Here is a 23,739-nt window from a genome sequence, read left to right as displayed (position 1 = left end):
TCAATGCGTAAGATGATTTTGATGAGCAGCGCAGCGGCGCTGCTCGGACCGATGACGGCTGCCGAGCGCTCGAAGGGGCGCTTCATGCGCGGTCCTGATGGCCATAGCGGCGGCAAGAGCTACGCCGAGATGGCAGCGGAACTGAAGACGCACTTCGACACCAAGATGAACGAGGTGAAGGGGATCGCCGAGAGCGCTCTGGCGAAGGCCGAACGCGGCGAGCCGCTCACCACGCAGGGCAAGGAACTGGCCGACCAGGCGCTGTCCGGGCTGACCGAGATCAAGATGCGTCTCGACGAGTTCGAACAGAAGTCCTCGCGCCGCGGTAGCGACGACGATCGGTCGCAAATGTCGGTCGGCGACCAGTTCATCAACAGCGACGAGTTCAAGGCGCTGAACGGCAACCTCTCGCAGGGCAGCAAGCTGACCATCGAGATGAAGACCATCACGTCGCTCAGCACCAATGCGGACGGGTCGGCCGGCGCGCTGACGCGGTCCGAGCGCGTTGCCGGCATGCTGACGCAGATGCAGAACCGCCAGCTGCGTGTCCGCGATCTGATCGCGCCTGGCACGACGTCGGCGGGTTCGATCGAATATCCGCAGGAGACCGGCTTCACCAACGCCGCGGCAATGACCGCCGAGGGCGCCGCCAAGTCGGAAAGCAGCCTGAAGTACGGCCTGAAGACCGCACCCGTCCGCAAGATCGCGCATTGGATGCGGGCCTCGACGGAGATCCTCGCCGATGCCCCTGCCCTCGGCTCGATGATCGACGAGCGTCTCCGCTACGGTCTTGCGTTCAAGGAAGACGGGCAGTTGTTGAACGGTGATGGCACCGGTATCAATCTGCTCGGCATCAACGCGGTCGCCTCGCCGTATGTGAAGCCGGCCGGCGCGATCGTTGCCGGCGAGACGCCGATCGACCGCCTCCGTCTGGCGATGCTTCAAGTGACGCTCGCTGAATATCCGGCCACCGGCTTCGTGTTGAACCCGATCGACTGGACCAACATCGAGCTCGTGAAGGATGCGGCCGGTGGCTACATCCTCGCGAACCCGGCCGCGCTGACTGGTCCGACCCTCTGGGGGCTGCCTGTCGTCGAGACCCAGACGCAGGCGGTCGGGAAGTTCACGACCGGTGCTTGGCGCATGGCGGCGCAGATCTTCGACCGCATGCAGGCCGCAGTCACCGTGTCGTCGGAGGATCGCGACAACTTCATCAACAACCTGGTGACGATCCTCGCCGAGGAGCGCCTCGCCCTGACGATCTACCGTCCGGAGGCTTTCGTCACCGGCAACGTCAACCCGGCCTGATCACAGCGTGATCGTCGTCGAACGCGAGGGCGGGCCTATTGGTCCGCCCTCTTTGCAAGGGAGCGAAACCATGAAGAACTACCGTTACGTTCGCGGGCTGGAAGGGTCGCCGGAAGGCACGGTCCGTAAGCTGTCCGAGCAGGACGCGGCCCCTCTGATCAAGAGCGGGGCGATCGTCGCGGCCGACGATGACGACGCCGACGTGCTCGGTACCGGCCCGACGCACGCCGCCCAGTCGCTGCTCGATCACAACGAACGGCTGAACGCGGATCTGAACGATGCCGTCCAGGCCCGTGATGCCGCGATCGGTCAGCGCGACGCGGCCATCGCCGACCGCGACTCTGTGATCGTCGAGCGAGATCTTGCTCGCAAGGATCTTGAAAGCGCGAGCGCCCTTCTCTCCGACACGTCGCAGGTCGATCAGCTGCGCGCGGATCTCGATGCGGCGGTGAAGCGCGGCGACCAGGCGGAAGCGGATCTGCTGGTGCTGAAGACGCCCCCGCCCGCAGCCGAGGGCAGTGCCGACGACACCGGGACGTCAAAGCCCGCGAAGCCCGCCAAGTAACCGACAGCCGCGAGAAACCACCATGGCACGCAAACCCGGTAGCCGCCCTCGCGGCTACGTCGTCGTTACGCCTGACAAAGCGATATCACCGGTCCGTCCGGCAGTCGGCCCTTATCCGGTGCCGGTGGCTACGCCGACGCCGACGCCGTCATCCAGCACATGATTATCACGCCGCTATCCGTGCTAAGCGGCGAAGGCGTTTTGCCTCTTGAACAGGCAATGTCACACCTGCGGCTCGACGATCCTGCGAACGAAAGTTCTGACGTAGTCGCGTTCCGTGATGCGGCTATTGACTGGGTGGAGCAACATACCGGTCATTCGCTGCAACGGCGTGCTTTCAGGTGGTCTGGGGACGCCTTTGCTCAGGCTCAAGATTTGCTCGTACGGCCTCTCCGGTCGGTCATCGGGGTTTCCTATCTTGTCGCGGACAATCTCGTTGCCGTGCCGGCAGGTGGTTATCGTATTGCAGGGGACGGAATAGCTGCCCTCTGCGCTGCTCCGTGGCCTCCAGTAGACGGTGGTGTCGGTTGTGTCCAAATCGACTTCGAAGCCGGTCATGATAGCAACCTACCTGCGCCATCCGCCCTTATTACGGCAGTCAAAATGCTGATGGCACACCTTTACCGCAACCGAGAGGCTACGAGTATTGGTGCCGCAATAAGTGAAGTCCCCTTCGGCGTATCCGTGCTCTGCCAACCTTACCGTTCGGAGCGCGTTTGATGGCTGGCCTCGATGCAGGCTCGCTCGATCGTCGCATCACGATCGAGCGCCCCGACATGCGCGCGGATGCGCTTGGCACGAACATTCCGGGCTGGGTGTCTCTGGCTCGCGTATGGGCGCAGAAGGTTCCGCAGCGTGCGGTCGAGGCATGGAAGGCCGGTAGCACGGCGTCGACGCGTGAGTTCATGTGGCGCATCCGCTGGTCGCCGCAGGTCGCCGATATCGCGACGACCGATCGTCTCGTGCACGGTGATGTCGTGTACGAGATCAGCGGCGTTCAGGAGATCGGCCGGCGCGAGGGTATCGAAATCATCACCGTCGACAGCGTCGAGAAGGTCTCATGATCAAGATCAAGGTCGAGGGCCTTCGCGAGCTTGACGCGGCGCTCGGTCAGCTACCGAAGGCCACAGGCAAAGCCGTGCTTCGCCGGGTTCTGAAGAAAGCGGCCGAGCCGCTACGGGCGCATGCCGAGCAGCTGGCCCCGACCCTGACACATGCGCTGGAGCGCTCGATCACGATCGGGACGAAGCTGACGCGGCGACAGGCGCGGATGGCGAAGAAGGCTCCGAAATCGACCGTCGAGATGTACGTCGGCCCGAACAATCCGGCCGCGGTCCCGCAGGAGTTCGGCACGCACGATCAGCGCGCTCAGCCATATATGCGCCCCGCGTGGGATGCAGAGCAGGGTGTCGTGCTCGTCAGCATTGCCGACCAGTTGGGACCTGAGATCGAGAAGACCGCCGCACGCCTCGCCAAACGCAAAGCGCTGAAGGGCTGACATGCAGGAAGCATTGCGCGCAAAGCTGCTGGCGGACGCCGGCGTGAAAGCGCTCGCCCGCGAAATCGTGTGGGACGAGCGCAACCAGAACGGCCCGCTTCCCGCGATCGTGCTGACGCTCGTGTCGCCGGGGCGTGAATATAATCACGATGGCTGGGACGGGCTCGACGATAGCCGCGTCCAGGCTGACATCTGGGCGAAGACACCGGCCGAGGCGCTGGCGCTCTTCCGCGCGCTCGTGCCGGCGATCGAACCCGAAACCACCACCCTCGGCTGGGTCATCGGCCCGGCGTTCCTCGACGACGATGCCGGCGGGCAGAGCGAGGATCTGGGTGGCGGCGCCAAGATATTCCGACGTCGGTCGGACTGGATGATCATGAACCGGCCGGTGGCCTGAGGAGGACGTTATGGCGAAGAAGAATTTTGGCGCGCAGTTTTGGCTGGGCAGCGCCTTGGGTGTGCCGACGCGCATTTCGGGACTGCTGAGCGTCAAAGCACCGTCGCTCTCCCGCGGCACGATCGACACCACCACGCACGAGAGCGAGGATGGGATCATGACGTTCATGGGCGAAGGCGTCGCCGATCCCGGCGAAGGCACCGCGCAGATCGAATGGATCCCCGGCAGCACTGGTGACGGAATCGTCCTCGATGCGCTCGCGAAGGGTGACGTCCGGTCGGTGCAGATCTTCGTGAATGGTAACAACGGCAAGGCATCGCTCACCGGCGAATGCATCATCACCAGCTACGAGCCGGACGATCAGCCCGTGCAGGGCAAGCAGGCCGCCACGATCGGCTTCAAGGCATCGGGCAAATTCGTCTGGGATTATACGGAATGAACCGTCTGCGCGGCGAAGCAACGCTGGCGGGCGGTACGTCGACGTACGCGCTGGTGTTCGACGTCAACGCGTTCTGCCTGGCCGAAGGCGCTCTCGGCCGGGCAACCGATGAACTCGTCGACGACTACGACAGCGGGCGTCGCGATCTGCGCCTGACGCGTGGTTTGCTGTGGGCCGGGCTTCAGGCGAAGCACGCGTGCACGATCTCCGAGGCGGGCGACATCATGTCCGACCTCGGCGCTACGCCTGTTCAGGACGCGATCAGCGCCGGGCTGATGGCGGCATTCGGCGTGGTGACGGAGGGTGAGGATGGCGCGCACCCTCCGAAGACAGCCGGGGATGGGACTGGCTGAAGCTTCACGCGTCGTGGTGCGAAGCGGGCTTCTCGCCGGCTGACTTCTGGTCCCAGACGCCGCGCACGATGCGGTCGGCGCTGGGCGGATATGCCGAGCGCATTCGTCAGGCGCACCGCATGGCGATGTCCGCGGCGTGGCATGGCGCAGTCCTTTCCCGAGCCTCTTCGATCCCGCCTCTGTCCGACATCCTCGGCGACGAACGCCAAGCGCAGACCGAGGACGAAATGGTGTTCAACCTGCAGGCGTGGGCAGCGGCCACCCAAGCGAACGACTGATACCCGTTCAATCACCACCAGGATCGGAGAGCAGGCATGGCGGGAGCGATCATCGGCGCGCTGCGCGTCGTCCTGGGTATCGACACCGCGCAGTTCGAGGCGGGATCGAAGCGCGCCGAAACTCGCGCATACGCTCTCGGAGAGCGTATTGGTAAATCGATGCGCGGTGCCGTTCTCAGCACCACGTCGCTCAAGTCTGCGCTGGTTGGATTGGGCGGGGCTCTTGCCCTCAAGGAATTGGCCGGCGCCACGCAGCGCGCGTTCGACTACGCGGATGCGATACAGGATCTCGCCGACCGCACCGGCGCCAGCACCAAGACGATCCAGGAGTTCCGCTTCGCCGCGCAGCTGTCGGGGTCGAGCGTCGAGGTGGCGGATGCCGCAATGGAGAAGTTCGCGCGGACGCTCGGACAGGCGCAGGCGGGTGGCGACGCCCAGGTCAAGCTCTTCCGGCAGCTGGGCGTCACCAGCGGCAATTTCGACGAGGCGCTGCGGCAGACGATGGACGGCCTCGCCAAGCTGCCGAGCACGCAACAGCGGGCGGCGCTAGGCTTCCAGGCGTTCGGCAAGTCGTCGGCGACGCTCACCGGTCTCATGGGTCAGGGCAGCCGTGGTTTCGACGAGCTCGCCGCGAAGGCGCAGGAGTTGGGGATCGTCCTGAAGGACGATGTGATCCGGAATGCCGGGGGAGCGAACGACAAGCTCGATGCGCTGAAGATGATCCTGAACGCGCAGTTCGCCAACGCCGTGGTGCAGAACGCCAACAGCCTCGTGGCGATGGCCGACGGCCTGACGACGCTCACGTCGGCCGTCATCAAATTCTTGTCCTCGAATCCTGCGCAGGCGCTGGCGATCATCGGCGCGCTCGCAGGGTCGCGCGCTGGTCCGATCGGGGCGGCGATCGGCGGTATCGCGGGGTACGCGACCGGGACCGCGCTGAAGAGGAACGCGGACGACGCCAATGGCGATCTCGATTTCCGGCGTAAGGCATACTACGCCGCGCGCCGCGACCAGCGCGCTCGTGAGCGATCCCAGCAGTCCGGTGGGCTGATAACGGTGCGGCGCGCGAATGGTTCGGGCGACGGGTCGGCAGCAGAAACCGAGCGGCAGCGCACTCTGTACCAGAACGCTCGCGCGGCGCGGAAGGCCGGTTTGGGTGCCCCTAAATCGGTCGCGCTTCCAAAGGTCGGCACGGGCGAAGCGGGTTCAGCCGCCAGCAAGGCGAAGTCCGACGCCGCCAGGGAAGCGCGCGAGCGCGAGCACGCGGCGAAGGAAGCCAAGCGCAACGAGGAGGCGTACAACTCGGACCTGTCGCGACTGAACGTCGAGCAGCTGGGGCTCAAGCAGCAGATCGCGACGGATCTGCGCACGAGCGCCATGTACGAGCATGAGCGCGTCACCGCGGAAGGCGATGCGGCACAGTACGAGATCACGTCCAAGCAACAGGACGGGAAGCTGACTGCCGCGCAGGCGGAGCGCCTGCGTCTCGTCGAGGCGCGCAATATCGAACTCCAGCATACCGCGATCAACTGGAAGCTCGACGATGATCTCGTTCGCGAGCAGGTCCAGATCTCCGACGAGACGCTGTCGCTTCAAGGCGATCTCCTGCGTGGTCAGCAGGACGGCGCGCGGACACAGGCCGAACGCCGTCGCATCGAACTGAGCCTGCTCGACATCGAGTATGACCGGCAGAAGGCGGCGCTCGAATCGGTGCTGGCGCTGCACTCGTCCACCGATGCGGAAAAGGCGATCGCGCAAGCACGGCTCGACCAGCTGGGCACGCTGAAGGGGATCGACCAGGCCAATGTCCGACGCGGCACGATGGGGCCGCTCGAACAGTATCTCGATACGATGCCCAAAAACGCTGCCGAGGCTAACGAGGCATTCCAGCAGGTCGCATCGGACGGACTCAAATCGCTGAACGACGGACTGGCCGATGCCATCACCGGCAGCAAATCGCTGGCCGACGTTTTTAAGAACGTCTCGAAGCAGATCATAAGCGACCTGGTTCGCATCGCGATACAGCAGGCGATCATCAAGCCGCTGTCGCAGTCGTTGTTCGGTGCATCGTCGGCTTCGGGATCCGGCGGTTCGGGCGGACTGTTTGGAAAGCTGTTCAAGGCGGCCTCGACCGCCCTCGGGTCCAAAACCCCGGTCCAGACTCCGTCCACTGGCGTGGGACTCCCTCGGTTGGCAAAGGGCGGATCGTTCCGCGTCGCCGGCAACACGGGTCTCGATCGGAACGTGCTCGCCCTGAACGGCGTGCCCACCGCGATGGTGAACTACGGCGAGCGTGTTCACGTCACCCCGGCGAATGACGTGGGTCGGCAGACACCGTCGGTGGTCCAGCTCGTGCTAGGGGAAGGCCAGCTCTTCGAGCCGCGGGTGACCGGGATCGCTGGCAACGTATCCGTCGAGACGGTCGACCGCGTAAGCGCCGCGCAAAATCGGCTCCGGCGCCGGACGCTGGTCAAGTGAGCGTCGATCTCACCGGCCTGCCGATCCGCGCGTCGGTGCTGTCGCGCCAGCGGTTCGGCGGAAAGCTGCAAGGCGCCCTAGGCGGCCCGGCGCAGCATATCGATCGCGCCGGGGACCGGTACAGTCAGGCGATCGAAACGCCACCCATGCGGGTCCAGCCAGACGGGCGCGAGTGGCATGCGAAGTTGCTGGCTGCGGAAAAGGAAGGCGGCCTGTTCCGCATCTCGCAGCCGGGGCTGGATATCGGCAATCCGGGCGCGCCCGTGATCGCCGCTGCAACGCTGGCCGGCACGACCATTCCGGTCGCCGGTCTCGCAGCCGGGTACGTCGTCCGCGCCGGCCAGTGGTTTTCGATCATCCATGCCGGTCGGCGATATGCGGACCAGGCGCGGTATGCCGTCGCAGCGGACGCTGGCGGCAACGCCGCGATCGTCATGCAAAACCTGCTGCGGGTGTCGCTGGCGGCCGGCGACGTCGTCGAGATCGCCTTGCCGAAGATCGAAGGGTCGGTCGACGGCGTGCCCCTGGACCTGCCGGTGACCCGCACGACGTCGTTCTCGATCCGCGTGGATGAAGACGAATGACGCCTGCAATGAACGCCGCGCTCGGCCAGCGCCGGGTGATGCTTGCGGGACTGCTGCGTATCACGCTGCCGAATTATACGATCCGGCTGTGTGACGGCTCGATCGCCATCCGCTGGGGTGACGAGGTCTTCACCGGCCGCGACGCGCTGTTCGGAACGATCGGGCAGGTCGAGGCGATCAGCGAGGCGACCGGCGACACGATCCCCGGCATGGATATGTCGCTGATCCCGCCCAGTCTCGAGGCGGCCGTGCGGCTGTGCAGTCCCGACAATCAAGGCTCGCCGGTGCGCATGTGGCTGGCGGTGGTCGACCGCGACACCGGCCTCATCGTACCGGACCCGGAACTGCTGCTCGCCGGGGAGGTCGACACCATGACGCTCGAACAGGATTCGCAGGTGCTGGAGGTGCAGATCGCGGTCGCCAGCGTCTTCGAGCGGCTGTTCGAGCCTGACGAAGGCGCAGGGTATTCCGATAGTTTCCATCAATCGATCTGGCCGGGAGAGCTTGGCATGTCGAACATGACCGGCACGAAGATCAACGAACTGTGGGGGCCGGGCGACAAGCCCTCGGCCGTCACGACCGTGCCACCCTTCGCCGTGCGCGGCGTGCAGCGGTTTTTCTGATGAGCGAACTCGCACGCCGCACCGCTGCTGTCGAAGCCACACGGGCGCACTTTGCCGGAAAACCGTTCGCATGGGGCAAGGTCGACTGCGCCAAGATCGGCGCGTTCCACCTGCGGCAGATGGGGCGGCACGACGCTCTCGGGCTGTCCAGGGCAGGCACGTACCGGTCCGCTCTATCGGCTCGACGCGCGCTCGCTCGCGCCGGGCACGAGAGCCTTTCGGCTGCGCTCGATAGCATCGGCCTCGTTCGGATCCCGCCAGCTGCAGCACTTCCGGGCGACATCGTCCTGACGCCGGGAACTGACGACTGGGAAGCGCTCGGCATTATCGCCGGCAATGATGCGGTGCTCTCGTTCCACGAAGACGCCGACGGGCTCGATTACGCGCGCGTGTTCGATTGGTCGGCCGCAGAGGCGTGGCGGGTATGAGCAAGGTTCTCCGCATCGTGGCAGCGGTGGCCAGCGTCGTGGCCCTCATCCCCAGCCCGATCCAGCCGATTGCCGCGGCGGTTGCCGTCACGGCGTCGATCGGGGCGGAACTGACCGCGAAGCGACCGAGCAACGACCGGCAAGGATTGACCGATCAGTTCAAGATCGATCCGAACGGACCGCTCGCCTACATCATAGGCCGGACGTCGACGGGCGGGACGATCGCGTATCGGAAGGTGTACGGGACCGACAACCACTACAAGACGTATTTCGCGATCCTGTCGGCGGGTGGTCCCATCGATGCGATCGAGACCTTCTCGGCTGACAGCGTACCCGTGCTGCTCTCCGGCACGTCGGCAGTCGGCTATTATAACAAGTGGCTGTGGCAGGATCAGCAACTCGGTCAGACACCCGAACCACGAGCGCTCGGCAGCGGTGTCGTCAGTCCGCCATTCGGGACAGCTGGTCCCGTTCCCGGCTGGGGCGCGGCCTATAAGCTGTCCGGATATGCGGCTGCCTCGCTGACGCTGCTCTTCGATACGAAGGCGCGTCGGTATGCGAGCGGCGAGCCGGTTCCCAGTTGGATCGTGCGCGGCGTCAAGGTGTACGACCCTCGCCTCGATTCGACGTATCCCGGCGGGTCAGGGTCATGTCGATGGGCCGATCCTCGTAACGCGGCCGCGCACGCCGCAGCACGTCTGACGTGGATCTATTCGGAGACCCCTGCCCTTCACAGCCTCAAGTGGAAGCTGGGCATCTGGCAGCGCGACGAGAGCAACCCATCGGCCGCATACCGAAAGATCCTCGGCATCGGTGCGCCGATAGACCTGATCGACGTCGCGGCGCACGTCGCCAGCGCAAACGTGCAGGAACTCAACGGGTGGAAGGCCGGCGGAGAACTGAATTCGGACATGGGTCGCTGGGACGCTTGCAAGCTGATCGAGCAGGCTGGCGGCGCAGAGCCGATATCGAACGGCGCCCGCCTTTCGACCCTGCAAAAAGCTCCGCGCGTGAGCCTTGCTACGATCACGACCGCAGATCTCGCCAACGGCCGGCTGTCCATCCCGTCGAACCGTATGCGCCGCGAGCGGCTCAACGGGTTCCGCGCCCAGTTTAAGAGCGAGGCGCACGGCTGGCAGATGGTGCCGATCGATATCGTCCAGGTGCGCGACTACGTCATTGCCGACGGCGGCGAGAGGACCGGGAGCGGTGATTATCAGCTGGTGCAGGATCCCGATCAGGCAGCGAGCCTTGCCGCGTACGAAGTGTTCGACAGCCGCGAACTGTTGCCGATCACTCTGCCGCTCAAGCCCAAGTGGATGGGCTACCGGATCGGGGACTGCGTGACGCTAGCGATGCCGGAGCTTGGCCTTGCGAACCAGCCGGTCATCATCCGAGGGCGCTCGCAGGATCCTGCGTCCTCGATCGTGACGCTGACTTTCGCCACGGAGACCGCTGGCAAGCATGCTGCGGCGCTTGGACAGACCGGCGTGGTTCCGCCCGTCCCGGCGTTGTCGACCGGCACTGGCGACGTGCCCGCGCCCGCAGCTTCCGAATGGACGCTGGAAGGCGCGACGTTCACCGACAACGGGGTGTCGATCCCGGCAATGGTCGTGACCGGAGCCGTCGGCAACACCAACGCCGATGCGGTCGTGTTCAGTTATCGCCCGGCCGGTGTCGGTGCGGAATGGGCCGGCGCGAGCTTCGATGCGCCCGAGACGATCCGTAAGGAGATCACCGGCCTGACGCCCGGCACACAGTACGAGGTAAGTGTGCAGTATCGCGCGCGCGGCGTGATCAGCGATCGTCTGGTGTTGGGTCCGGTGTTCGCGGGCGCGTTCGGCGCGGCCCGCGGCGCCTACCTCCTGCGGACCTACAACGTCGACTATCCGGTATCGAGCACCGACACGGCGATCAGCCTGGTGGCGTTTACCGGCGTGATCGACGACGGCCGCGCCATCGCTTTTCCAGCCGACACCCTGGCGGGTCTCGGAAGCGCTACGCAGTACGGCGTGTTCAGGGACCTGTCGGCGGCGATCTACGTCGCTGCCGCTGCGCCAGCCGCGGCGCAGTTCGCGTCCTCGCAGTACGTCTTCATCGGCTGGTCGACGACCGCGAACGCCGGCGGCACTTCGTACCCGTCGACCCCGACCCCGCCTGGCGGGTGGGGCGGCGGCGGGCGCAACCCGTATGAGCAGGAACCCTGATCATGCATCAGACCATTCCCTACTCCCAGCGCGTCTATCTGATGTTCAAGCAAGGCGCGGACGGCCGGGTGACGCTCAGCTTCTCGCTGATGCCGCCCCCGCTCACCTCCGGCATGGTCGCACTTCTGGTGCGCGGCGTGATCTATGACGGTGCACTGCTTTCCCTGCCGCTGGTAAGCGATCCGACGCAGGACGAGCACCTGCGCGGTCCGGCGGGCAAGGACGGCTCGAACGGCGTCGACGGCGCATCCGCGTACCAGATCGCGCGTGCGGCCGGATATGGCGGGACGCAGACACAGTGGCTCGCCAGTCTGCGCGCTACCGACGGCAAGGATGGGAAGAACGGGTTCGACGGCAAATCGGCCGCGGCGCTGCTCGGGACGGTGACGATCGGGCAGACCGCGAGCGTCGCCCTCAGCGCTGGCGTCCGACGCGTCGTGATCACCGTTCCCGCGTCGATGGGGCTCGCGGCTGGCGATCCGCTTGCCCTGGCACCTACCAAGGCTATCGACGGCTACGCGATCCATGACGCGATCGCGGTGTCGCCGACATCGATCAACGTTGGGCTGACCGCGCCGCTGCTCGCCATTGGCGCCAGCTTCGCGATCCCGGCCAAGCTGTTCCGCCTCAACACCTGACATCGAACTGGAGAAGGCCATGACCAACCGGGCAGCAATGCGCGGCGCGGAGACGCGCGCGTGATCGACCGCAATTTCGATATGCGCGTCGCGGGCGGCGATCCCCTCGCCGTGCGCTACCGGCGCCAGCTGGCGGACGGCACCACGCGCGAGCTTCTCGGCGAGGTCTACGCCTTCACGGTCTACCGGCCGGACGGCAGCACGGAGCCGGGCTGGAGCGCCGCCAGCACGATCGAGCAGGATCTCGACGGCGACTTCGCCGACATGGCCCTGCCCGCGCCCCTGAGCGCCGCGCTGGCGGGCGTCGTGGGGTTGAAGTGGGAACTGGCGGAGGTGCTGCTCGATGGCGGCCGCCAGCGCCGGCAGGGCGGCGCGCTCTACGTCTCGCGCTCGGCCGCCACAATTGCCGGCACCGCCCCGCCCCTCGCGCAGGCGGACATCGACTGGATCATCGAAAGGGACGATAGCTGATGTCTAGAACGATGGTGCAGCTGCGCGGGGGCAAGGGCCTCAGCGCGGCAGAACAAGCATTCCTGGCGGGTCAGATCGCCGAACCGACCCAAGCCGCGCTTGACGCCTTCCTGCGCGCGCCGGCGCTCGCCGCGGCTGATCAGGCAGGCGCCGATGTCGACGCGCTCATCGCCGCAACCGGCGAGGCGTTCGGGCAGGAGAAGGCGGCGCTCGATATCCACGTCGCTGCTAAGGACGCGTTGATCGACGACAAGCTCGATAGCGTCGACGGGGTCGTCGACGTTCAGATCGCGCGGGTCGACGGCGCGGTGGCCGTTGCGGGAGAAACTACCGCATTGGCGCAGGGCGTGGTCGACAAGGAGGTGGCAACCCTTGCCAACATCGAGGCGGCGAAGATCCTCGTTCAGGCCTCCGTTGTTTTCGCGGGCTCGTACGAGGCAAGTGCGTTCCAGGCGGCGAACCAGGCAACCAGTCTATTTTCATCGCTGATGACAGTTGCCGCGGCCGGGCGACGAGCGTTCACGACCCTGGCGGAGGCGAACTCGATTAAGGCGACGCTGCCTGATGGCTTCCTTGCCGAGGTGGTCGATACCGCGAGCGCCGATGCAGGGACTTACCTGAAGAAGGGCGCGGACCTTGTGATGGTGTCGCAGTTTTCGCTCAGCAGCCTCGGTGCGCGCGTCGCAAACACGACTCCGGTCGACACCGACCCGGCCTCGTCCGGCCCCCTTAATTTCGTTCCGTTCTACGTCACGGCCGCATCTGACGATCCGGCGAAGGTGATCAATCGCGCGGGCTACGATCCGGTGACGGGCTCGTTTTTCTTCGACAAGCTGATATCGCCGGACGTCTCGTTTCCGAACCTTCCAGCGGGCGGTCAGAGCCTGTTCGTTTCGAAGGCGCTTTTCGAAGGCGCTGGGGGACTATCGTCCGTCGTCGGCAACTATCCGAATGATACGATCGGCGAGGCTCGGGGAGGCCCAGGAGAAGGTCTACACCTGAGATCTTTCGGCACATGGAACCTGCTGACCCCGTCCAGCTTGAAGACCTTGGGAATGCGGGCGGCCGCCACGGCTCCGGTGACGAACACCAGCGGCATCCAGCCGATCATCGTGGCGCCGGACAGTGCTGACCCCGACAACACGGTCGTGAATCTGGCGTGGCTCGCGTCGGATGGGCTTCTGCATCTGTCGAGCGCCTTCATCCATTCGCTGAGCGCGCCGGGGTTCAATAAGGCGGCCGCGCCGATCGCGACGCCCTCGGTGCTCAAAGATAGCGGCGGGGCAATCGTGTCGGTCAGCACGAACGACAATGATGGCCAGCGCCGCTATAACCCTTTCAGCGACCCCAACACCTGGTATGTTTTTGGCTGGGCCGGGCAATCGCTGAACGGCGGTCAGGCTAGCCTGCTGCACAATGCGTATGGCTACAACACGCCGCCCGACCCAAGCGCACCGAATTACGCGGCGTTCATGGCGATCTATAACCGCACGTACGCCCCGCTGACGACGATTGAGCAGAACCTTTACCCCGCAAATCTGCTGATGCCCAACGTCGGCAGCAACATTGTCGGTCTGACGGCGGGCATTACCGGGTTCGTCCCCCTCGTCTGCTACAACAAGGTTCCGTTCGGCACCTTGACCCAGAGCGGCGAGACGCCCGAAACGCAGGCGCTCTATACGATGATGGCGCTGCACCGCGCCGACTTCCCGAACGATCCTGTGCCGACGTTCATCGCCATCAATTACGCGGTCGGATCTTCGTCGATCCTGAACCTCGGGCCCGGCCGGCCAGCGTGGACCGACATGCAGGCGGCGGTGCAGAAGATCGTCGACCTCGCGACCGCAGCGAATAAGCGCGTCGTCTTCGTGTCCGAGCATTACCGTGGCTTCGAGGCGGACTGGGACATTCCACGTCATGCCGATCTGGCGAACAGCGATCCTGCCGACCCGACGATCATCAACGGCCGCGAGCGCGAGACCCTGATGCGGGCGCTCGCGAACCGGCGCGCACAGCTCGACGAGTATATCCGCCCGATCACCGGGCAGGGTAGCTACATCCGCCTTGCCACCGATCAGGTGCAAATCGGAGCATCGAGCTACACGGCATCTCGAGAGCCGCGCGCAACGGGTGCGCAACTCGACTTGCATATGTTCGAGGCGCTATGCATCTCGCTCGGCAGCAAGGGTGCGATCCCGGCCAACATCCTCGACTTCATCCACCCCAGCCCGCACGGCTACAACTGGATGGGCCGCTTCGACGGTTACCTGCTGTACCGTCATTTCTGCATCGTGGAGGGTCACCAACCGCTGAAGGCGTACCGCTTCAAGCAGACCGGTGCGTTGACGTATCAGGTCATCTGGAACCGACATGCTCGGTTGCTCGCCGATGACACGGTCGTCAACGTAACGGATCTGGGCGCCGGCAAGGGGCTTCAGATCGTCGACAGCAACGGCACGGTGGTTCCGATCGCCAGCGTGGTCATGACTTCGGTCAACGTCACTACGATCACATTGGCTGGGGCTTACGCAGGCTTCGGCCCGCCCCGCCTGAACATCTCGCTCGTCTCGTCAGGCAACCGCCGGGGCAACAAAACCGGCGCCCGGTCGGCGATCGTTTCGTACGCCCCGCTTGGCTACATGCCAGCGCCTCCAACTTTCCCCGGAGAGGTGAACGACGAGGGCACGCCCTGGCCTGTCTATCCCAATCCGCTGCCGATCTACGAGATGGCCGCGCACCAGCAAATCGCTCTGACGTAAGGACTGAACAATGGTATTCTATCCAACAATGCTCGGCACCCCGATGTCGTCGGTCGGTGCTCCAGGTGGCACGTCGCGTCGCGTATCCGTGCAGAACCAGCTTGAGGACAACGTCATTGCGGCGCTCCCGGCTGGCAGCGTCTGGCTGGACGTCGACACGCTTTACAACACCACAGCCCAGACGTGGACCGATCGGAAGTCGGGCATTGTCTTTCCCCGCATCTCGGGCGCGATGCCGGCGAAAAGCACCGGGGGACAGAACGGCAAGGCCTTCGTCCAGTGGATCACCGACACCGTGTTCGCTGGCCCAGCGGGAACAGCGATCTGGCCGACCGCTGCCGACTTCACCGCAGTCGCAATCATGGCATCGGCCACGCCAGACACGTCGGGCGGCAACGGCGCGCTGCTGGGGAACGGGCGCATCTCAACGACGCAAAGCGCCGGTGTCGCGACTGGCGGATCGTACGCGCTCTCGTTCAATTCGACGAACAGCATCCTCGCAATGCAGGAGGGTAGCGCGGTAGCGACTGCCGAGATCCAGACGGCCGCGGGAGACTGCGCCGGACCCAACACCTACCTGTGGGCCATGAGCCGCGCCTACGCCGAAAACACCGCGGCGATCATCCGCAACAACACGACATTGAAAACCAATACCGGCCTGACGCGGCACAACGAGAACGAGCGGCTGATTGTCGGTGCCGGCGGCTTCGACGGGACGACCTACGACCGCAAGCTTCGCAATGCCCGCATCTATCAGATCATGTTCGTGCGGGGTCTCGCGCTGCACAAGTCCGATGGGGCGCCGTTGCTGGCGGCAATCCAGGCCTACGCGAACGCCAAGTACGCGCTGTATTAACGCGGCATGTCGAGAATACGATCAGTCCCAAGAAACTCGCGGACGGGCTTTACGTCCTCGATATAGCCTTGCTGCAACAGCCACTTAAAGAAGTCCTCGGGGCTGGCGTATTCATCGCTCTCGATTAGGTGGCCAGCGTAAAACTCTTCCTTGAGTTCGGGTATGTTCGCCGGCTTTAAAACGCGCGCGACGCCGATAATATCGTTCACGTCGCTAAAGCATTCCTCGAATGCCACGATCCGACCAACTTCGATTACTGGCACCTAACGACCTCTTAACGCACGACTTTCGGGCCGCGCACTCTCCACGCATAGCGCCTCGTGTCAAGGCACGAGCGTGAGACCGTTTATCCCAGGAGCCCACCATGAACCACAGCAGCAACGCGACCCATGCGGTCGCGGGAAGGGATGACGCATGACCGCGACAGCCACGAGCAACTACATCGGAGAGGCAATGCGGGCGACGGCCACTCTTGCCCCGCCCTCCCTCGCTGACAATCCGGGGCTGCTTGCCTGGAACCTGTTCGTAATGACCGCGGCGTTCTGCCTCGGTCTGATGATGGCGGGAAGGCAAGCGCGCCGGCTTTGGCGGGCGCGGGCCATTGACCATCCCACGGACCCGGTCTCGATCTACCGGATCATAATCTTCCTGGCCGGGTGCGCGATCGCCAGCCGGGGCGGTGCCGAAGCCGTCAGCCTTTGGTCGTGGAGCTCCGGCGATGCCGCCACGATCGAGCGTATCGCAGAACTGAAGCGCTGGCTTGATCCGCTGTCAATCGCATGCGGCTTTACCTGGATGGGTCTGCATATGCTCGCCGAGCCGATGATCGAGCACCAGCTGCGCAAAGCCCCGCTGCCGGTCGACATGTGGTCAAGGTGGCCACAGCTTCGGCGGCCGGCTGCCGTGCTTCTCGTTAGTCTCTTGATGGCGGCAGCGGCCGTTGGTCTTCGGTGATCAAGGAGGCGGTCGTGTCGACCGCTCCCGCTGCAACTGTCCCCGTCATCTGGTCGGTGCTGGGCTATAGCTTCCCTGCCGGATCGATGTGCGTCGGGCTCTTCACCTGTTTCATGGTGCGGCTATTCATCACCCTCGACGCGACCGGCCCGAAACGCTGGCTTCTGGATGGCATCGTCACGGGCTTGTCGATGGTCATCACTGCGGTCTGGATCGTCGAGCACCAGGTCGACCTCTTCGCCGCTTTGGGAACCGGGGGAATGACGGGCGCGGTCGGCGCGGGCATCATCACCTTCTTCAAGCGCCGCGGTCAGAGCGCGATCGACGCCCTTGATGCCGCACTACCCGGCAAGTCAGCGGTTCCACCAGACATGACGGCCACTCTGCGCGGTATCGACAAGTTGCCCTAACGCCCCGCCCTTCGGTTGGCGAAGGACGGGGCGGCCAGTCACTTTCCGGAGATACCTGGCGTTGCACCAACGCGGAAACCTCGAACCGGTTTCGCGGTAACGGCCCGCCTCAAACGCAGCGGAATGCACGAGACGGGCCGGCCGGCACTGGCGGAGAGGGCCATCGGCGAGATCTCGAATACCACCTGGCCACGATAGCTTCAACTTGGAAGGAATTACGATGACGACGGTTACAAAGCCGGCGACCGCCTCTGCGCGTCCTGCGCACGGGCTGGCGGCGCCAGCGAAGTTCTTCGCGGCGATTCGCCCGCTGTTCGGCACCATGACCACGGCTCAGGTTGAGGGGATTGAAGCGAAGCTCGCCGCGTTTGCTGCGCAGGCGTCGCCGTTGGCGTTCGCCGCGTACGGGCTTGCGACGTCGTTCCATGAGACGGCTCAGAAGATGCAGCCGGTCCCAGAGATCGGCCGAGGCCGTGGCAAGGCGTACGGAAAGCCGGGCAAGCACGCCGGGCAGATCGCGTACGGCCGCGGCGATGTCCAGCTGACCTGGGACTACAACTACCAGCGCGCGGACGACGAGCTCGGACTGAAGGGCACGCTGATGTCGAACTACGATCGCGCGATGGAGACCAAGATCTCCGCGCAGATCATGGTCTTCGGTATGACCGAAGGCTGGTTCACCGGAAAGCGTTTCGCCAGCTACCTACCGGCGACGGGCCGCGCGACGGTCGCGCAGTTCAACTCGGCACGGCGCATCATCAACGGGATCGATCGTGCAGAGAAGGTCGCCGGGTACGCTATGTCTTTCCAGGCCGCCCTTGGCGCTGGGGGTTGGGCGTAGGTTCCGCCCTCCCCTTCGCCAGCGCTTCGGTCAGAACGATGTCCTGCGGTACGCCGATGTCGTCGCAGATGCGGGCGAACTGCGTCCCGGCCCACGTCACCCGGAACTCGGGAGGTTGGCGATCCTGCCCCGTCAGGGTGCGCCAGAGGACGTCGAACGGCTCCCGGTTCTTCGACAGCGTGATCGAGTAGAGGTAGGCCAGCGCCAGACGGACGCCGTACTGCGGCTGTTTAAGTGGGCCGTCGACCTGAAGCCTTCTGATCGCGTCGTCGAGCACCACCAAGGCGATGAACGTCGTTCGGTTGGGCTTCGACACGGCAACATGGCTCCGACTCGTCAGAGCCGCGAGCTACACCGTTCCACGTTTGTTCTCAATTGCTGCCGTGCGTATCCGCGCCGGTTATCGCGTCGACCGCAGCCGCAACACGGCGCCAGTCCTCGACGGCCGTATCGTTCCCAAGGACGTCCCCCAACTGGTCGATGATATAGTCAGCAGTCATCTCGCCGTGCTCGGCGAGGATGGTGCTGGCTTTCATCCATACCTCGCGATTGGTCATCGCCCGTTGCAGTTTCATCGTTCAGTTTCGGCCTTACTTGACGCGTCCGCTTCGTCGAGCGCGGCGATGATCGCCTTTACCTCGGGTACGTAGCTTTCCCACATCGGGCGCCCTTCGAAATTCGTGTTCTCCGGGAGGCCGTGAAACCTACACATTGCTCGCGCGGCGTGCTCGATCCGTGTCACGTCCAAATCTCCCGGCCGTTGCCCCACGCGTTGTAAGCGATTGAGATCGCTTGCGCTACAATTGGCCGGTGATCGGGCAACCGGCGTTGAAATCAAACGACTTTACGGGTCCACGGCTAAACGCACGATTGAACGCCCGCATTAAAAGACGGTGGTATAAGTACCACCGTCATGCGATCCACCACGGCTAGGTCAACGTTGGGCACGCAAATGTGGATTGAAAACTCGAATACGGCCGGCTTCATGCGGCCCTTCCCCCGCATGGAGTTGAACAAACTCGCAGTAATCATCGGCCTAAACGGCGCAGGAAAAAGTCAATTACTAAAAAGCATAAGCAGCGGAAGTATTTTAACATCCTACGGTTTGAATAATCTTTCAAATGATATCAAATTACTGACCAATGAGGACGATGATACCAACAGCTTATTAGGTAGCTCGTCTACCGATTTGAGAACTATTCTAAACATACCCGTAAGGGATGCCGAGAAGTCGTCTATCGTTAACGCAATTCTACATCAGCAGAAGGTTGAGATCGGTGCTCTCGAAGCTCAGTTGCTGGAATTGACTGGAAATTTATCGACCGACCTGAACGTAAATTGGTCTGCGCTGGTGGACGGAATGCTGTTCCATAGAACTAGCGCAATTACATCACATTCTCCAGATTTGACGAGCTTGGTCGGCCCAGCGCGAGATGCCGCCAATCGCTTGGCAGTGATGATCGCCGGACCAGCTGCAGTGCACTTAGGTCCGACGGGTCGTTTTCTTACGATAACACGCGACGAAGTTTGCCAAACAAAAGGATGGAACGAGACACAGTTCTTTACCCCTGACCTAGTTCGTGTTTTTAGCGAATATCGAGACCGACGGTGGCGCAATCAGGTTCAACGACAAACCGACCAAGATGACGGCACCGGTGAAGCACTCACGAACGAAGAATTCATTGAGCAGTACGGCCCGCCGCCTTGGGATCGCGTCACGTTTGCGCTCAACCAATTTGGCCTCCCATACACCGTAATCCAACCCTCCTCTAACCCCGCCGGTGAGGTCAGTTTTAAGCTACGACGGACAGACAAATCGGCGGAAATAGGATTTCAGCAGCTTTCGTCGGGCGAGCGCGTGTTGTTGAGAATGATGCTTGCAATGTTTCAAGCTCAAGACGAGCGACTAAATGTTCGCTACCCGAAACTAGTCCTTCTCGACGAGCTAGACGCTTCGCTACATCCGCAAAATGTTCAACGGTGGCTAAGCTCCATTCAACGAGACTACGTCGAAACCCTCGACATCTCATGTATTCTGACCACGCACTCTCCGACAACCGTCGCGTTAGCCCCCGATGACGCAATCTACGAATTAACGGAAGAAACATCCCAACCGGTCAAAGTGACAAAACAGTACGCTCTCGATCGACTAACCGCTGGATTACCGATGCTGGCAATTAGTTACTCGAACAGAAGACAGGTTTTCACCGAAAGCTCAATCGACGTTGACCATTATTCAATGCTTCACGATTTAATGAGGCCAAAATTAGAATTGCAACGGACGCTTAGCTTCGTTGGAACAAGCACAAAAGGTAGCTGCAATTTTGTTTATGATATGGTCAAGCATATGGAAGACAATGGAAACAGATCCGTATTCGGCATTGTTGATTGGGATTTGAGGAATCGCCCAAACCAGCGCGTGAAAGTAATTGCTGACGGAACTCACTACGCCAAAGATAACGTTTTACTAGATCCCCTTCTTATTGCGGCGCTATTACTAAAAGATGACGATCTTGGAATTCAGCCCCCCATCCGATACTCAAATCTCGGAAATTGCTCAATAATTGAGCTACAACGGCTAAGCGATTATATCGTGAATAAAACGCCAGTGCCAAAAGTATCCTCAAATGACGTTACATATAATCAATACTTTGGGGGCTTTAACCTCGGGGTTAAAGCCTCATATATTCTTCGTCAAGGCCACGAACTGGAGCGTTCAATCAAGAGCGCATTTCCAATGCTTGATGGGCGGTACCGGGCAGAGGGGGCGTTGATAACTGAGATTATCTCGCGGGTGCTTGGCGACTATCCAAAATTTTGCCCAAAACCCGTTTGCGACCTATTTTTGGCTCTCTCAAACGACAGTCCGGAAGCCTTGAATTAAACGACTTCCCAACCGCGTCACCTTTGAGATCTGGAGTACCCCCGCACCGCTCGCCGTTGAGATGAAACATTCTCGGTATCGCACTGGTATCGCAAACGAGCCGCAACAACCGCTGATTACTACAGGATCGCGCGACGTTTTCCTCGTAACTCATACCGAAATGCAGCGTTGAGAGCAATCGCACTGCAACGCGCTAGGGTCGCGATAGCGTTCCGATAGCGACCATTCCTGTCACCGGTCTCCTTGCCCGTCGTGCAAGTTCCGCTCCATCGGATTGATGTCCGAGATGGGAAGGTTAGCAGCCGTTCGGCAACTCGGCGGCTCTCCCGAATAGAGCCCGGATCAGAGTCGCAAGTGCGATGAGTTGCCAGCCCATCCAAAGGACAAACCAAGTGGAGGCAAGGCTTGGTGCTAAGTCCCACGCCATCGCGAAGTAGCCGGGCTCCTGACGTTCGATATTATACGCGAGCAAGACATCCAACGTTACCGCCATCAGCAACATCGCGGCATCAGCCTTGGTGCCGCCAAGCCGCGATCGTCCAAAGCGAACCAACGCAATTGGGTATAGTGCGACGAGCGGGAGCGACCACGCGGCAGGTCCGATCCATCCATCACCAGTTTTAGACATACCGAACGCGATTGCCTGCGTTCCCAACCACAGCAACGCACCTGCACCTATCGATCCCACGAACCTAACCATACTGCCCCCATCGCTGAACGCGACATTGATGCCTCCGACGATAGTCCGCAATTCGGCGTAAGCGGAATGGCCGGAATGGGAGGATAGCAGCCTGTCCGCTTATGGGTTAATGCCGGTTAAAGCATCGCCCGACTAACCACCTTCATCGCGGCGCACCAAGCGTCAAACCGACGCACTCCGCCAGCGTCGAAAGGAAACACTGTTGTTTCTACTTCGATGGTGTCGCTTGAGCCGAACCAGTTCAAAGCACGAAGTTCCAACGCCGAGCTGCGCGAGCGATGTGCGAAGAAGTTCCGGGTTAGGCGCAAGTTCTCAAGCGGCCATGGCGTCGAGCCGATCGCGGCTGCAACGTTGGCGACATTAGCAATATTGAGCCGTCTCGCCGCGTTGATCGCATCCGTAGGCCGATACCACTTCGGCTCGAAACGCTGCCGCGTTACCTGCAAGAGATAATGGCTTACTGCTTCACGGTTTCTATAGGCATGCGGCACGCTCGCCGGGACCAAACCACCCAAGCCCGAGGCGTGTCCCGTCGCCGACGACAGGATGAAGTTCCGCACATACATTTCCCAAGCGTTCTGAAGCTGAAAAATGATATGCTCCGCCTGCCGGCGTTCGACGGCGTTGAGTGGCCCACCGCCTATAAGCGGCGTCATCTCTGCATGGAGATTGTCAACCCGGCGCTCTAGCTGGGCTGCGAGACTGCCGAGCATTAGGCCGCGATTGCGTTAACGATGGCTGCAAGCCGGGGACGACGCGAGCTTGTCCGCTGTGTGCTGCTTTTGCTCGCAACAACAAACGTGGCGTAGGGGCCATTGATGTCGTCATTCTCGACCGCCGTGGCAAGCAACGGCAGATTGTTCGCAGCATTCGCATAGCTCAGCCCGACGCCGCGTTTGTTGTCCACAACCGCAGTTAGAGCGGAAGCTGGCAGCTCCCCAGCAACGAATGCAATCGCGCAAACTAGGAGTAGGAAATTCGGCGCGTCAAAGAACGTTGTTTCACTGAACGATGGGCCGAACGTACCAATGGCAATATTGATGTTCTTATGCACAAGCGCGGTTATATCGGCGAAATACGCCTCATCCCTCTTAATGTTGTTCTTATAGAACGCACCGACCTTTTCTTCGCCGCCGTCACCGAGGCCGTTCGCGAAGGCCATGTACAGCTCGGCGATCAGCGTGGTGTTCTTTAGGCGCACACTGTCACGCAGCGACACCACATGATATTCGTCCCACAGCGCCCCGTTCTCGCGCGTGGTGTTCCAGATCGCCCATTTCACTGGTTCGTCAAATTTCGCATGGCGTAGTTCGGCCGGCGTGACCTTGACGCTGTAGGAGTTTAGGCGAGCAAATACCTCCAGCACCTCGGCATCCGACGCATTCAGGAGCTGAACGGTCGAGATGTTATAAGAGAGGAAGGCGTCTTTGCGGTCCTGTGTAAGATCGTTGTAGCGTTGCCCCCCGAAGTCGGGACTGCGCGAGCTGATACGAATGTCGTTGGCAGCAAACGCAAGGATAGCGCGCAGTCGTTGCTGACCATCGACGACTTCACGAATAGATGATTGCGTAACCGCGTCGATGCGTGTGCGGATATAGACGGCGGGGATGGGAAGCTCCCGCAGTATGGTGTCGATCAGAAATGACTGCGCTTGAGGTGTCCATACCGAACCACGCTGAAACTGCGGCTGCAGCTCAAGTTGCCTCTGCCTGTCCCAGGTAAGAAAGTCGGAAATTGAGAACGTCTGTGGAATGCTCGGCATTGGTTCCTCCCACCGGACGTATGCCAGCGCCATCGCGCGTTCACTAGCTGAATTCGGGAAACAGCTTGTCGCATTCGATCGCGTCGGTTGAACATGAACGGATGTCTGAAGTTCGGGAGAGCGAAACGACGGCTGAATGTCTTCGTGTGGGCGAAAGCGGAAAGGCCGGTTTGGGAAGGAAAGCCGACATTGCACGGTTTCATCCGCCTGCTAAGTATCCTCACACGATGTGCGGAGCAGACAGATGGGATTGGAACGCTTCGTCGAGACGTGGACTTCGTCCCATTATCCCCCCGAGAGGGTCCA

General features: G+C 62.4%; 28 protein-coding genes. 22 read left to right on the top strand and 6 right to left on the bottom strand.

The genetic code is table 11. From position 1 onward, the window contains the following. Positions 1 to 3 precede the first annotated feature (3 nt). The 18 genes from O6Y00_RS18355 (at position 4) to O6Y00_RS18270 (ending at position 15,882) form a co-directional block, all read left to right on the top strand. Positions 4 to 1,308 carry a phage major capsid protein gene (locus O6Y00_RS18355; protein ID WP_353444012.1) on the top strand — a complete coding sequence of 435 codons (1,305 nt, stop codon included), beginning with the start codon at positions 4 to 6 and terminating at the stop codon, positions 1,306 to 1,308. A gap of 7 nt (positions 1,309 to 1,315) precedes the next feature. Further along, complete coding sequence (locus tag O6Y00_RS18350) at positions 1,316 to 1,873, top strand: hypothetical protein (protein ID WP_353444011.1); 558 nt, start codon at positions 1,316 to 1,318, stop codon at positions 1,871 to 1,873. 159 nt (positions 1,874 to 2,032) lie between these two features. Continuing rightward, positions 2,033 to 2,593 carry a head-tail connector protein gene (locus tag O6Y00_RS18345; RefSeq protein WP_353444010.1) on the top strand — a complete coding sequence of 187 codons (561 nt, stop codon included), beginning with the start codon at positions 2,033 to 2,035 and terminating at the stop codon, positions 2,591 to 2,593. Beyond that, positions 2,593 to 2,937, top strand: a complete 345-nt coding sequence (locus O6Y00_RS18340; protein ID WP_353444009.1) for a phage head closure protein — start codon at positions 2,593 to 2,595, stop codon at positions 2,935 to 2,937. The genes O6Y00_RS18345 and O6Y00_RS18340 overlap by 1 nt, the downstream gene beginning before the upstream one ends. After that, positions 2,934 to 3,371: an HK97-gp10 family putative phage morphogenesis protein gene (locus O6Y00_RS18335; protein ID WP_353444008.1), complete on the top strand. Its 438-nt coding sequence runs from the start codon at positions 2,934 to 2,936 to the stop codon at positions 3,369 to 3,371. The genes O6Y00_RS18340 and O6Y00_RS18335 overlap by 4 nt, the downstream gene beginning before the upstream one ends. A gap of 1 nt (position 3,372) precedes the next feature. Next, a complete protein-coding gene (locus tag O6Y00_RS18330; protein ID WP_353444007.1) occupies positions 3,373 to 3,768 on the top strand; it encodes a DUF3168 domain-containing protein in 396 nt (131 codons plus the stop codon). A gap of 10 nt (positions 3,769 to 3,778) precedes the next feature. Next, on the top strand, positions 3,779 to 4,207 hold the full coding sequence (locus O6Y00_RS18325) for a phage tail tube protein (protein ID WP_353444006.1): 429 nt from the start codon (positions 3,779 to 3,781) through the stop codon (positions 4,205 to 4,207). Next, entirely contained in the window at positions 4,204 to 4,560 is a 357-nt protein-coding gene (locus O6Y00_RS18320) for a hypothetical protein (RefSeq protein WP_353444005.1), read from the top strand. Before O6Y00_RS18325 ends, O6Y00_RS18320 begins: the two co-directional genes overlap by 4 nt. A gap of 68 nt (positions 4,561 to 4,628) precedes the next feature. After that, entirely contained in the window at positions 4,629 to 4,838 is a 210-nt protein-coding gene (locus O6Y00_RS18315) for a hypothetical protein (protein WP_353444004.1), read from the top strand. 36 nt (positions 4,839 to 4,874) lie between these two features. Then, positions 4,875 to 7,316: a phage tail tape measure C-terminal domain-containing protein gene (locus O6Y00_RS18310; protein ID WP_353444003.1), complete on the top strand. Its 2,442-nt coding sequence runs from the start codon at positions 4,875 to 4,877 to the stop codon at positions 7,314 to 7,316. Then, positions 7,313 to 7,900, top strand: coding sequence for a hypothetical protein (locus tag O6Y00_RS18305; RefSeq protein ID WP_353444002.1), 588 nt, complete (start codon positions 7,313 to 7,315; stop codon positions 7,898 to 7,900). Before O6Y00_RS18310 ends, O6Y00_RS18305 begins: the two co-directional genes overlap by 4 nt. Beyond that, positions 7,897 to 8,523, top strand: coding sequence for a hypothetical protein (locus O6Y00_RS18300; RefSeq protein WP_353444001.1), 627 nt, complete (start codon positions 7,897 to 7,899; stop codon positions 8,521 to 8,523). Before O6Y00_RS18305 ends, O6Y00_RS18300 begins: the two co-directional genes overlap by 4 nt. Beyond that, on the top strand, positions 8,523 to 8,951 hold the full coding sequence (locus tag O6Y00_RS18295) for a DUF6950 family protein (protein WP_353444000.1): 429 nt from the start codon (positions 8,523 to 8,525) through the stop codon (positions 8,949 to 8,951). Before O6Y00_RS18300 ends, O6Y00_RS18295 begins: the two co-directional genes overlap by 1 nt. After that, positions 8,948 to 11,158 (top strand): hypothetical protein, encoded by a 2,211-nt coding sequence (locus O6Y00_RS18290; protein ID WP_353443999.1) that lies wholly within the window; start codon positions 8,948 to 8,950, stop codon positions 11,156 to 11,158. The genes O6Y00_RS18295 and O6Y00_RS18290 overlap by 4 nt, the downstream gene beginning before the upstream one ends. A 2-nt stretch (positions 11,159 to 11,160) precedes the next feature. Further along, positions 11,161 to 11,796, top strand: a complete 636-nt coding sequence (locus O6Y00_RS18285; RefSeq protein WP_353443998.1) for a hypothetical protein — start codon at positions 11,161 to 11,163, stop codon at positions 11,794 to 11,796. Positions 11,797 to 11,856: 60 nt separating this feature from the next. Then, the gene (locus tag O6Y00_RS18280) at positions 11,857 to 12,267 is read left to right on the top strand and encodes a hypothetical protein (protein ID WP_353443997.1); all 411 of its coding nucleotides are present in this window, start codon (positions 11,857 to 11,859) and stop codon (positions 12,265 to 12,267) included. Continuing rightward, positions 12,267 to 15,026, top strand: coding sequence for a hypothetical protein (locus tag O6Y00_RS18275; RefSeq protein WP_353443996.1), 2,760 nt, complete (start codon positions 12,267 to 12,269; stop codon positions 15,024 to 15,026). Before O6Y00_RS18280 ends, O6Y00_RS18275 begins: the two co-directional genes overlap by 1 nt. A 10-nt stretch (positions 15,027 to 15,036) precedes the next feature. Next, positions 15,037 to 15,882, top strand: a complete 846-nt coding sequence (locus O6Y00_RS18270; RefSeq protein WP_353443995.1) for a hypothetical protein — start codon at positions 15,037 to 15,039, stop codon at positions 15,880 to 15,882. Here the strand turns inward: O6Y00_RS18270 and O6Y00_RS18265 are convergent. Then, the gene (locus tag O6Y00_RS18265; RefSeq protein WP_353443994.1) at positions 15,879 to 16,091 is read right to left on the bottom strand and encodes a hypothetical protein; all 213 of its coding nucleotides are present in this window, start codon (positions 16,089 to 16,091) and stop codon (positions 15,879 to 15,881) included. The two genes, O6Y00_RS18270 and O6Y00_RS18265, sit on opposite strands and share 4 nt — an antisense overlap. A 205-nt stretch (positions 16,092 to 16,296) precedes the next feature. Here O6Y00_RS18265 and O6Y00_RS18260 point away from each other — a divergent pair, with 205 nt between their 5' ends. From O6Y00_RS18260 to O6Y00_RS18250, 3 genes are all read left to right on the top strand, one after another. Beyond that, complete coding sequence (locus tag O6Y00_RS18260) at positions 16,297 to 16,836, top strand: hypothetical protein (RefSeq protein WP_353443993.1); 540 nt, start codon at positions 16,297 to 16,299, stop codon at positions 16,834 to 16,836. A gap of 14 nt (positions 16,837 to 16,850) precedes the next feature. Next, positions 16,851 to 17,246, top strand: a complete 396-nt coding sequence (locus O6Y00_RS18255; protein ID WP_353443992.1) for a hypothetical protein — start codon at positions 16,851 to 16,853, stop codon at positions 17,244 to 17,246. Between the two features lie 220 nt (positions 17,247 to 17,466). Further along, a complete protein-coding gene (locus O6Y00_RS18250) occupies positions 17,467 to 18,087 on the top strand; it encodes a hypothetical protein (protein ID WP_353443991.1) in 621 nt (206 codons plus the stop codon). Here the strand turns inward: O6Y00_RS18250 and O6Y00_RS18245 are convergent. Together O6Y00_RS18245 and O6Y00_RS18240 are read right to left on the bottom strand one after the other, a co-directional pair. Next, positions 18,044 to 18,403, bottom strand: a complete 360-nt coding sequence (locus tag O6Y00_RS18245) for a hypothetical protein (protein WP_353443990.1) — start codon at positions 18,401 to 18,403, stop codon at positions 18,044 to 18,046. The genes O6Y00_RS18250 and O6Y00_RS18245 overlap by 44 nt on opposite strands. A gap of 55 nt (positions 18,404 to 18,458) precedes the next feature. Next, positions 18,459 to 18,662: a hypothetical protein gene (locus O6Y00_RS18240; RefSeq protein WP_353443989.1), complete on the bottom strand. Its 204-nt coding sequence runs from the start codon at positions 18,660 to 18,662 to the stop codon at positions 18,459 to 18,461. A 428-nt stretch (positions 18,663 to 19,090) separates the two neighbouring features. Between O6Y00_RS18240 and O6Y00_RS18235 the strand changes: the two genes are divergently transcribed. Continuing rightward, the gene (locus O6Y00_RS18235; protein ID WP_353443988.1) at positions 19,091 to 20,971 is read left to right on the top strand and encodes an AAA family ATPase; all 1,881 of its coding nucleotides are present in this window, start codon (positions 19,091 to 19,093) and stop codon (positions 20,969 to 20,971) included. A 295-nt stretch (positions 20,972 to 21,266) separates the two neighbouring features. On the opposite strand, the gene O6Y00_RS18230 is transcribed toward O6Y00_RS18235, so the two are convergent. The 3 genes from O6Y00_RS18230 to O6Y00_RS18220 form a co-directional block, all read right to left on the bottom strand. Further along, complete coding sequence (locus tag O6Y00_RS18230; RefSeq protein WP_353443987.1) at positions 21,267 to 21,599, bottom strand: hypothetical protein; 333 nt, start codon at positions 21,597 to 21,599, stop codon at positions 21,267 to 21,269. Positions 21,600 to 21,787: 188 nt separating this feature from the next. Further along, positions 21,788 to 22,327, bottom strand: a complete 540-nt coding sequence (locus O6Y00_RS18225; protein ID WP_353443986.1) for a hypothetical protein — start codon at positions 22,325 to 22,327, stop codon at positions 21,788 to 21,790. A gap of 56 nt (positions 22,328 to 22,383) precedes the next feature. Then, complete coding sequence (locus O6Y00_RS18220) at positions 22,384 to 23,433, bottom strand: DUF262 domain-containing protein (RefSeq protein WP_353443985.1); 1,050 nt, start codon at positions 23,431 to 23,433, stop codon at positions 22,384 to 22,386. Between the last annotated feature and the right edge of the window lie 306 nt (positions 23,434 to 23,739).

Source organism: Sphingomonas faeni (assembly GCF_040407565.1).
GTDB lineage: Bacteria > Pseudomonadota > Alphaproteobacteria > Sphingomonadales > Sphingomonadaceae > Sphingomonas > Sphingomonas faeni_F.
The sequence above is the reverse complement of the archived record's forward strand: the minus strand, read 5'-3'. Positions and strand labels throughout refer to the sequence as shown.

Excerpts from the sequence above, each read along its gene's own strand:
- O6Y00_RS18355 (WP_353444012.1), top strand. The coding sequence starts at position 4 with ATGCGTAAGATGATTTTGATGAGCAGCGCAGCGGCGCTGCTCGGACCG.
- O6Y00_RS18345 (WP_353444010.1), top strand. The coding sequence starts at position 2,033 with ATGATTATCACGCCGCTATCCGTGCTAAGCGGCGAAGGCGTTTTGCCT.
- O6Y00_RS18340 (WP_353444009.1), top strand. The coding sequence starts at position 2,593 with ATGGCTGGCCTCGATGCAGGCTCGCTCGATCGTCGCATCACGATCGAG.
- O6Y00_RS18335 (WP_353444008.1), top strand. The coding sequence starts at position 2,934 with ATGATCAAGATCAAGGTCGAGGGCCTTCGCGAGCTTGACGCGGCGCTC.
- O6Y00_RS18330 (WP_353444007.1), top strand. The coding sequence starts at position 3,373 with ATGCAGGAAGCATTGCGCGCAAAGCTGCTGGCGGACGCCGGCGTGAAA.
- O6Y00_RS18325 (WP_353444006.1), top strand. The coding sequence starts at position 3,779 with ATGGCGAAGAAGAATTTTGGCGCGCAGTTTTGGCTGGGCAGCGCCTTG.
- O6Y00_RS18320 (WP_353444005.1), top strand. The coding sequence starts at position 4,204 with ATGAACCGTCTGCGCGGCGAAGCAACGCTGGCGGGCGGTACGTCGACG.
- O6Y00_RS18315 (WP_353444004.1), top strand. The coding sequence starts at position 4,629 with ATGCGGTCGGCGCTGGGCGGATATGCCGAGCGCATTCGTCAGGCGCAC.
- O6Y00_RS18310 (WP_353444003.1), top strand. The coding sequence starts at position 4,875 with ATGGCGGGAGCGATCATCGGCGCGCTGCGCGTCGTCCTGGGTATCGAC.
- O6Y00_RS18300 (WP_353444001.1), top strand. The coding sequence starts at position 7,897 with ATGACGCCTGCAATGAACGCCGCGCTCGGCCAGCGCCGGGTGATGCTT.
- O6Y00_RS18295 (WP_353444000.1), top strand. The coding sequence starts at position 8,523 with ATGAGCGAACTCGCACGCCGCACCGCTGCTGTCGAAGCCACACGGGCG.
- O6Y00_RS18290 (WP_353443999.1), top strand. The coding sequence starts at position 8,948 with ATGAGCAAGGTTCTCCGCATCGTGGCAGCGGTGGCCAGCGTCGTGGCC.
- O6Y00_RS18285 (WP_353443998.1), top strand. The coding sequence starts at position 11,161 with ATGCATCAGACCATTCCCTACTCCCAGCGCGTCTATCTGATGTTCAAG.
- O6Y00_RS18275 (WP_353443996.1), top strand. The coding sequence starts at position 12,267 with ATGTCTAGAACGATGGTGCAGCTGCGCGGGGGCAAGGGCCTCAGCGCG.
- O6Y00_RS18270 (WP_353443995.1), top strand. The coding sequence starts at position 15,037 with ATGGTATTCTATCCAACAATGCTCGGCACCCCGATGTCGTCGGTCGGT.
- O6Y00_RS18260 (WP_353443993.1), top strand. The coding sequence starts at position 16,297 with ATGACCGCGACAGCCACGAGCAACTACATCGGAGAGGCAATGCGGGCG.
- O6Y00_RS18250 (WP_353443991.1), top strand. The coding sequence starts at position 17,467 with ATGACGACGGTTACAAAGCCGGCGACCGCCTCTGCGCGTCCTGCGCAC.
- O6Y00_RS18240 (WP_353443989.1), bottom strand. The coding sequence starts at position 18,662 with ATGAAACTGCAACGGGCGATGACCAATCGCGAGGTATGGATGAAAGCC.
- O6Y00_RS18235 (WP_353443988.1), top strand. The coding sequence starts at position 19,091 with ATGGAGTTGAACAAACTCGCAGTAATCATCGGCCTAAACGGCGCAGGA.
- O6Y00_RS18230 (WP_353443987.1), bottom strand. The coding sequence starts at position 21,599 with ATGTCTAAAACTGGTGATGGATGGATCGGACCTGCCGCGTGGTCGCTC.
- O6Y00_RS18225 (WP_353443986.1), bottom strand. The coding sequence starts at position 22,327 with ATGACGCCGCTTATAGGCGGTGGGCCACTCAACGCCGTCGAACGCCGG.
- O6Y00_RS18220 (WP_353443985.1), bottom strand. The coding sequence starts at position 23,433 with ATGCCGAGCATTCCACAGACGTTCTCAATTTCCGACTTTCTTACCTGG.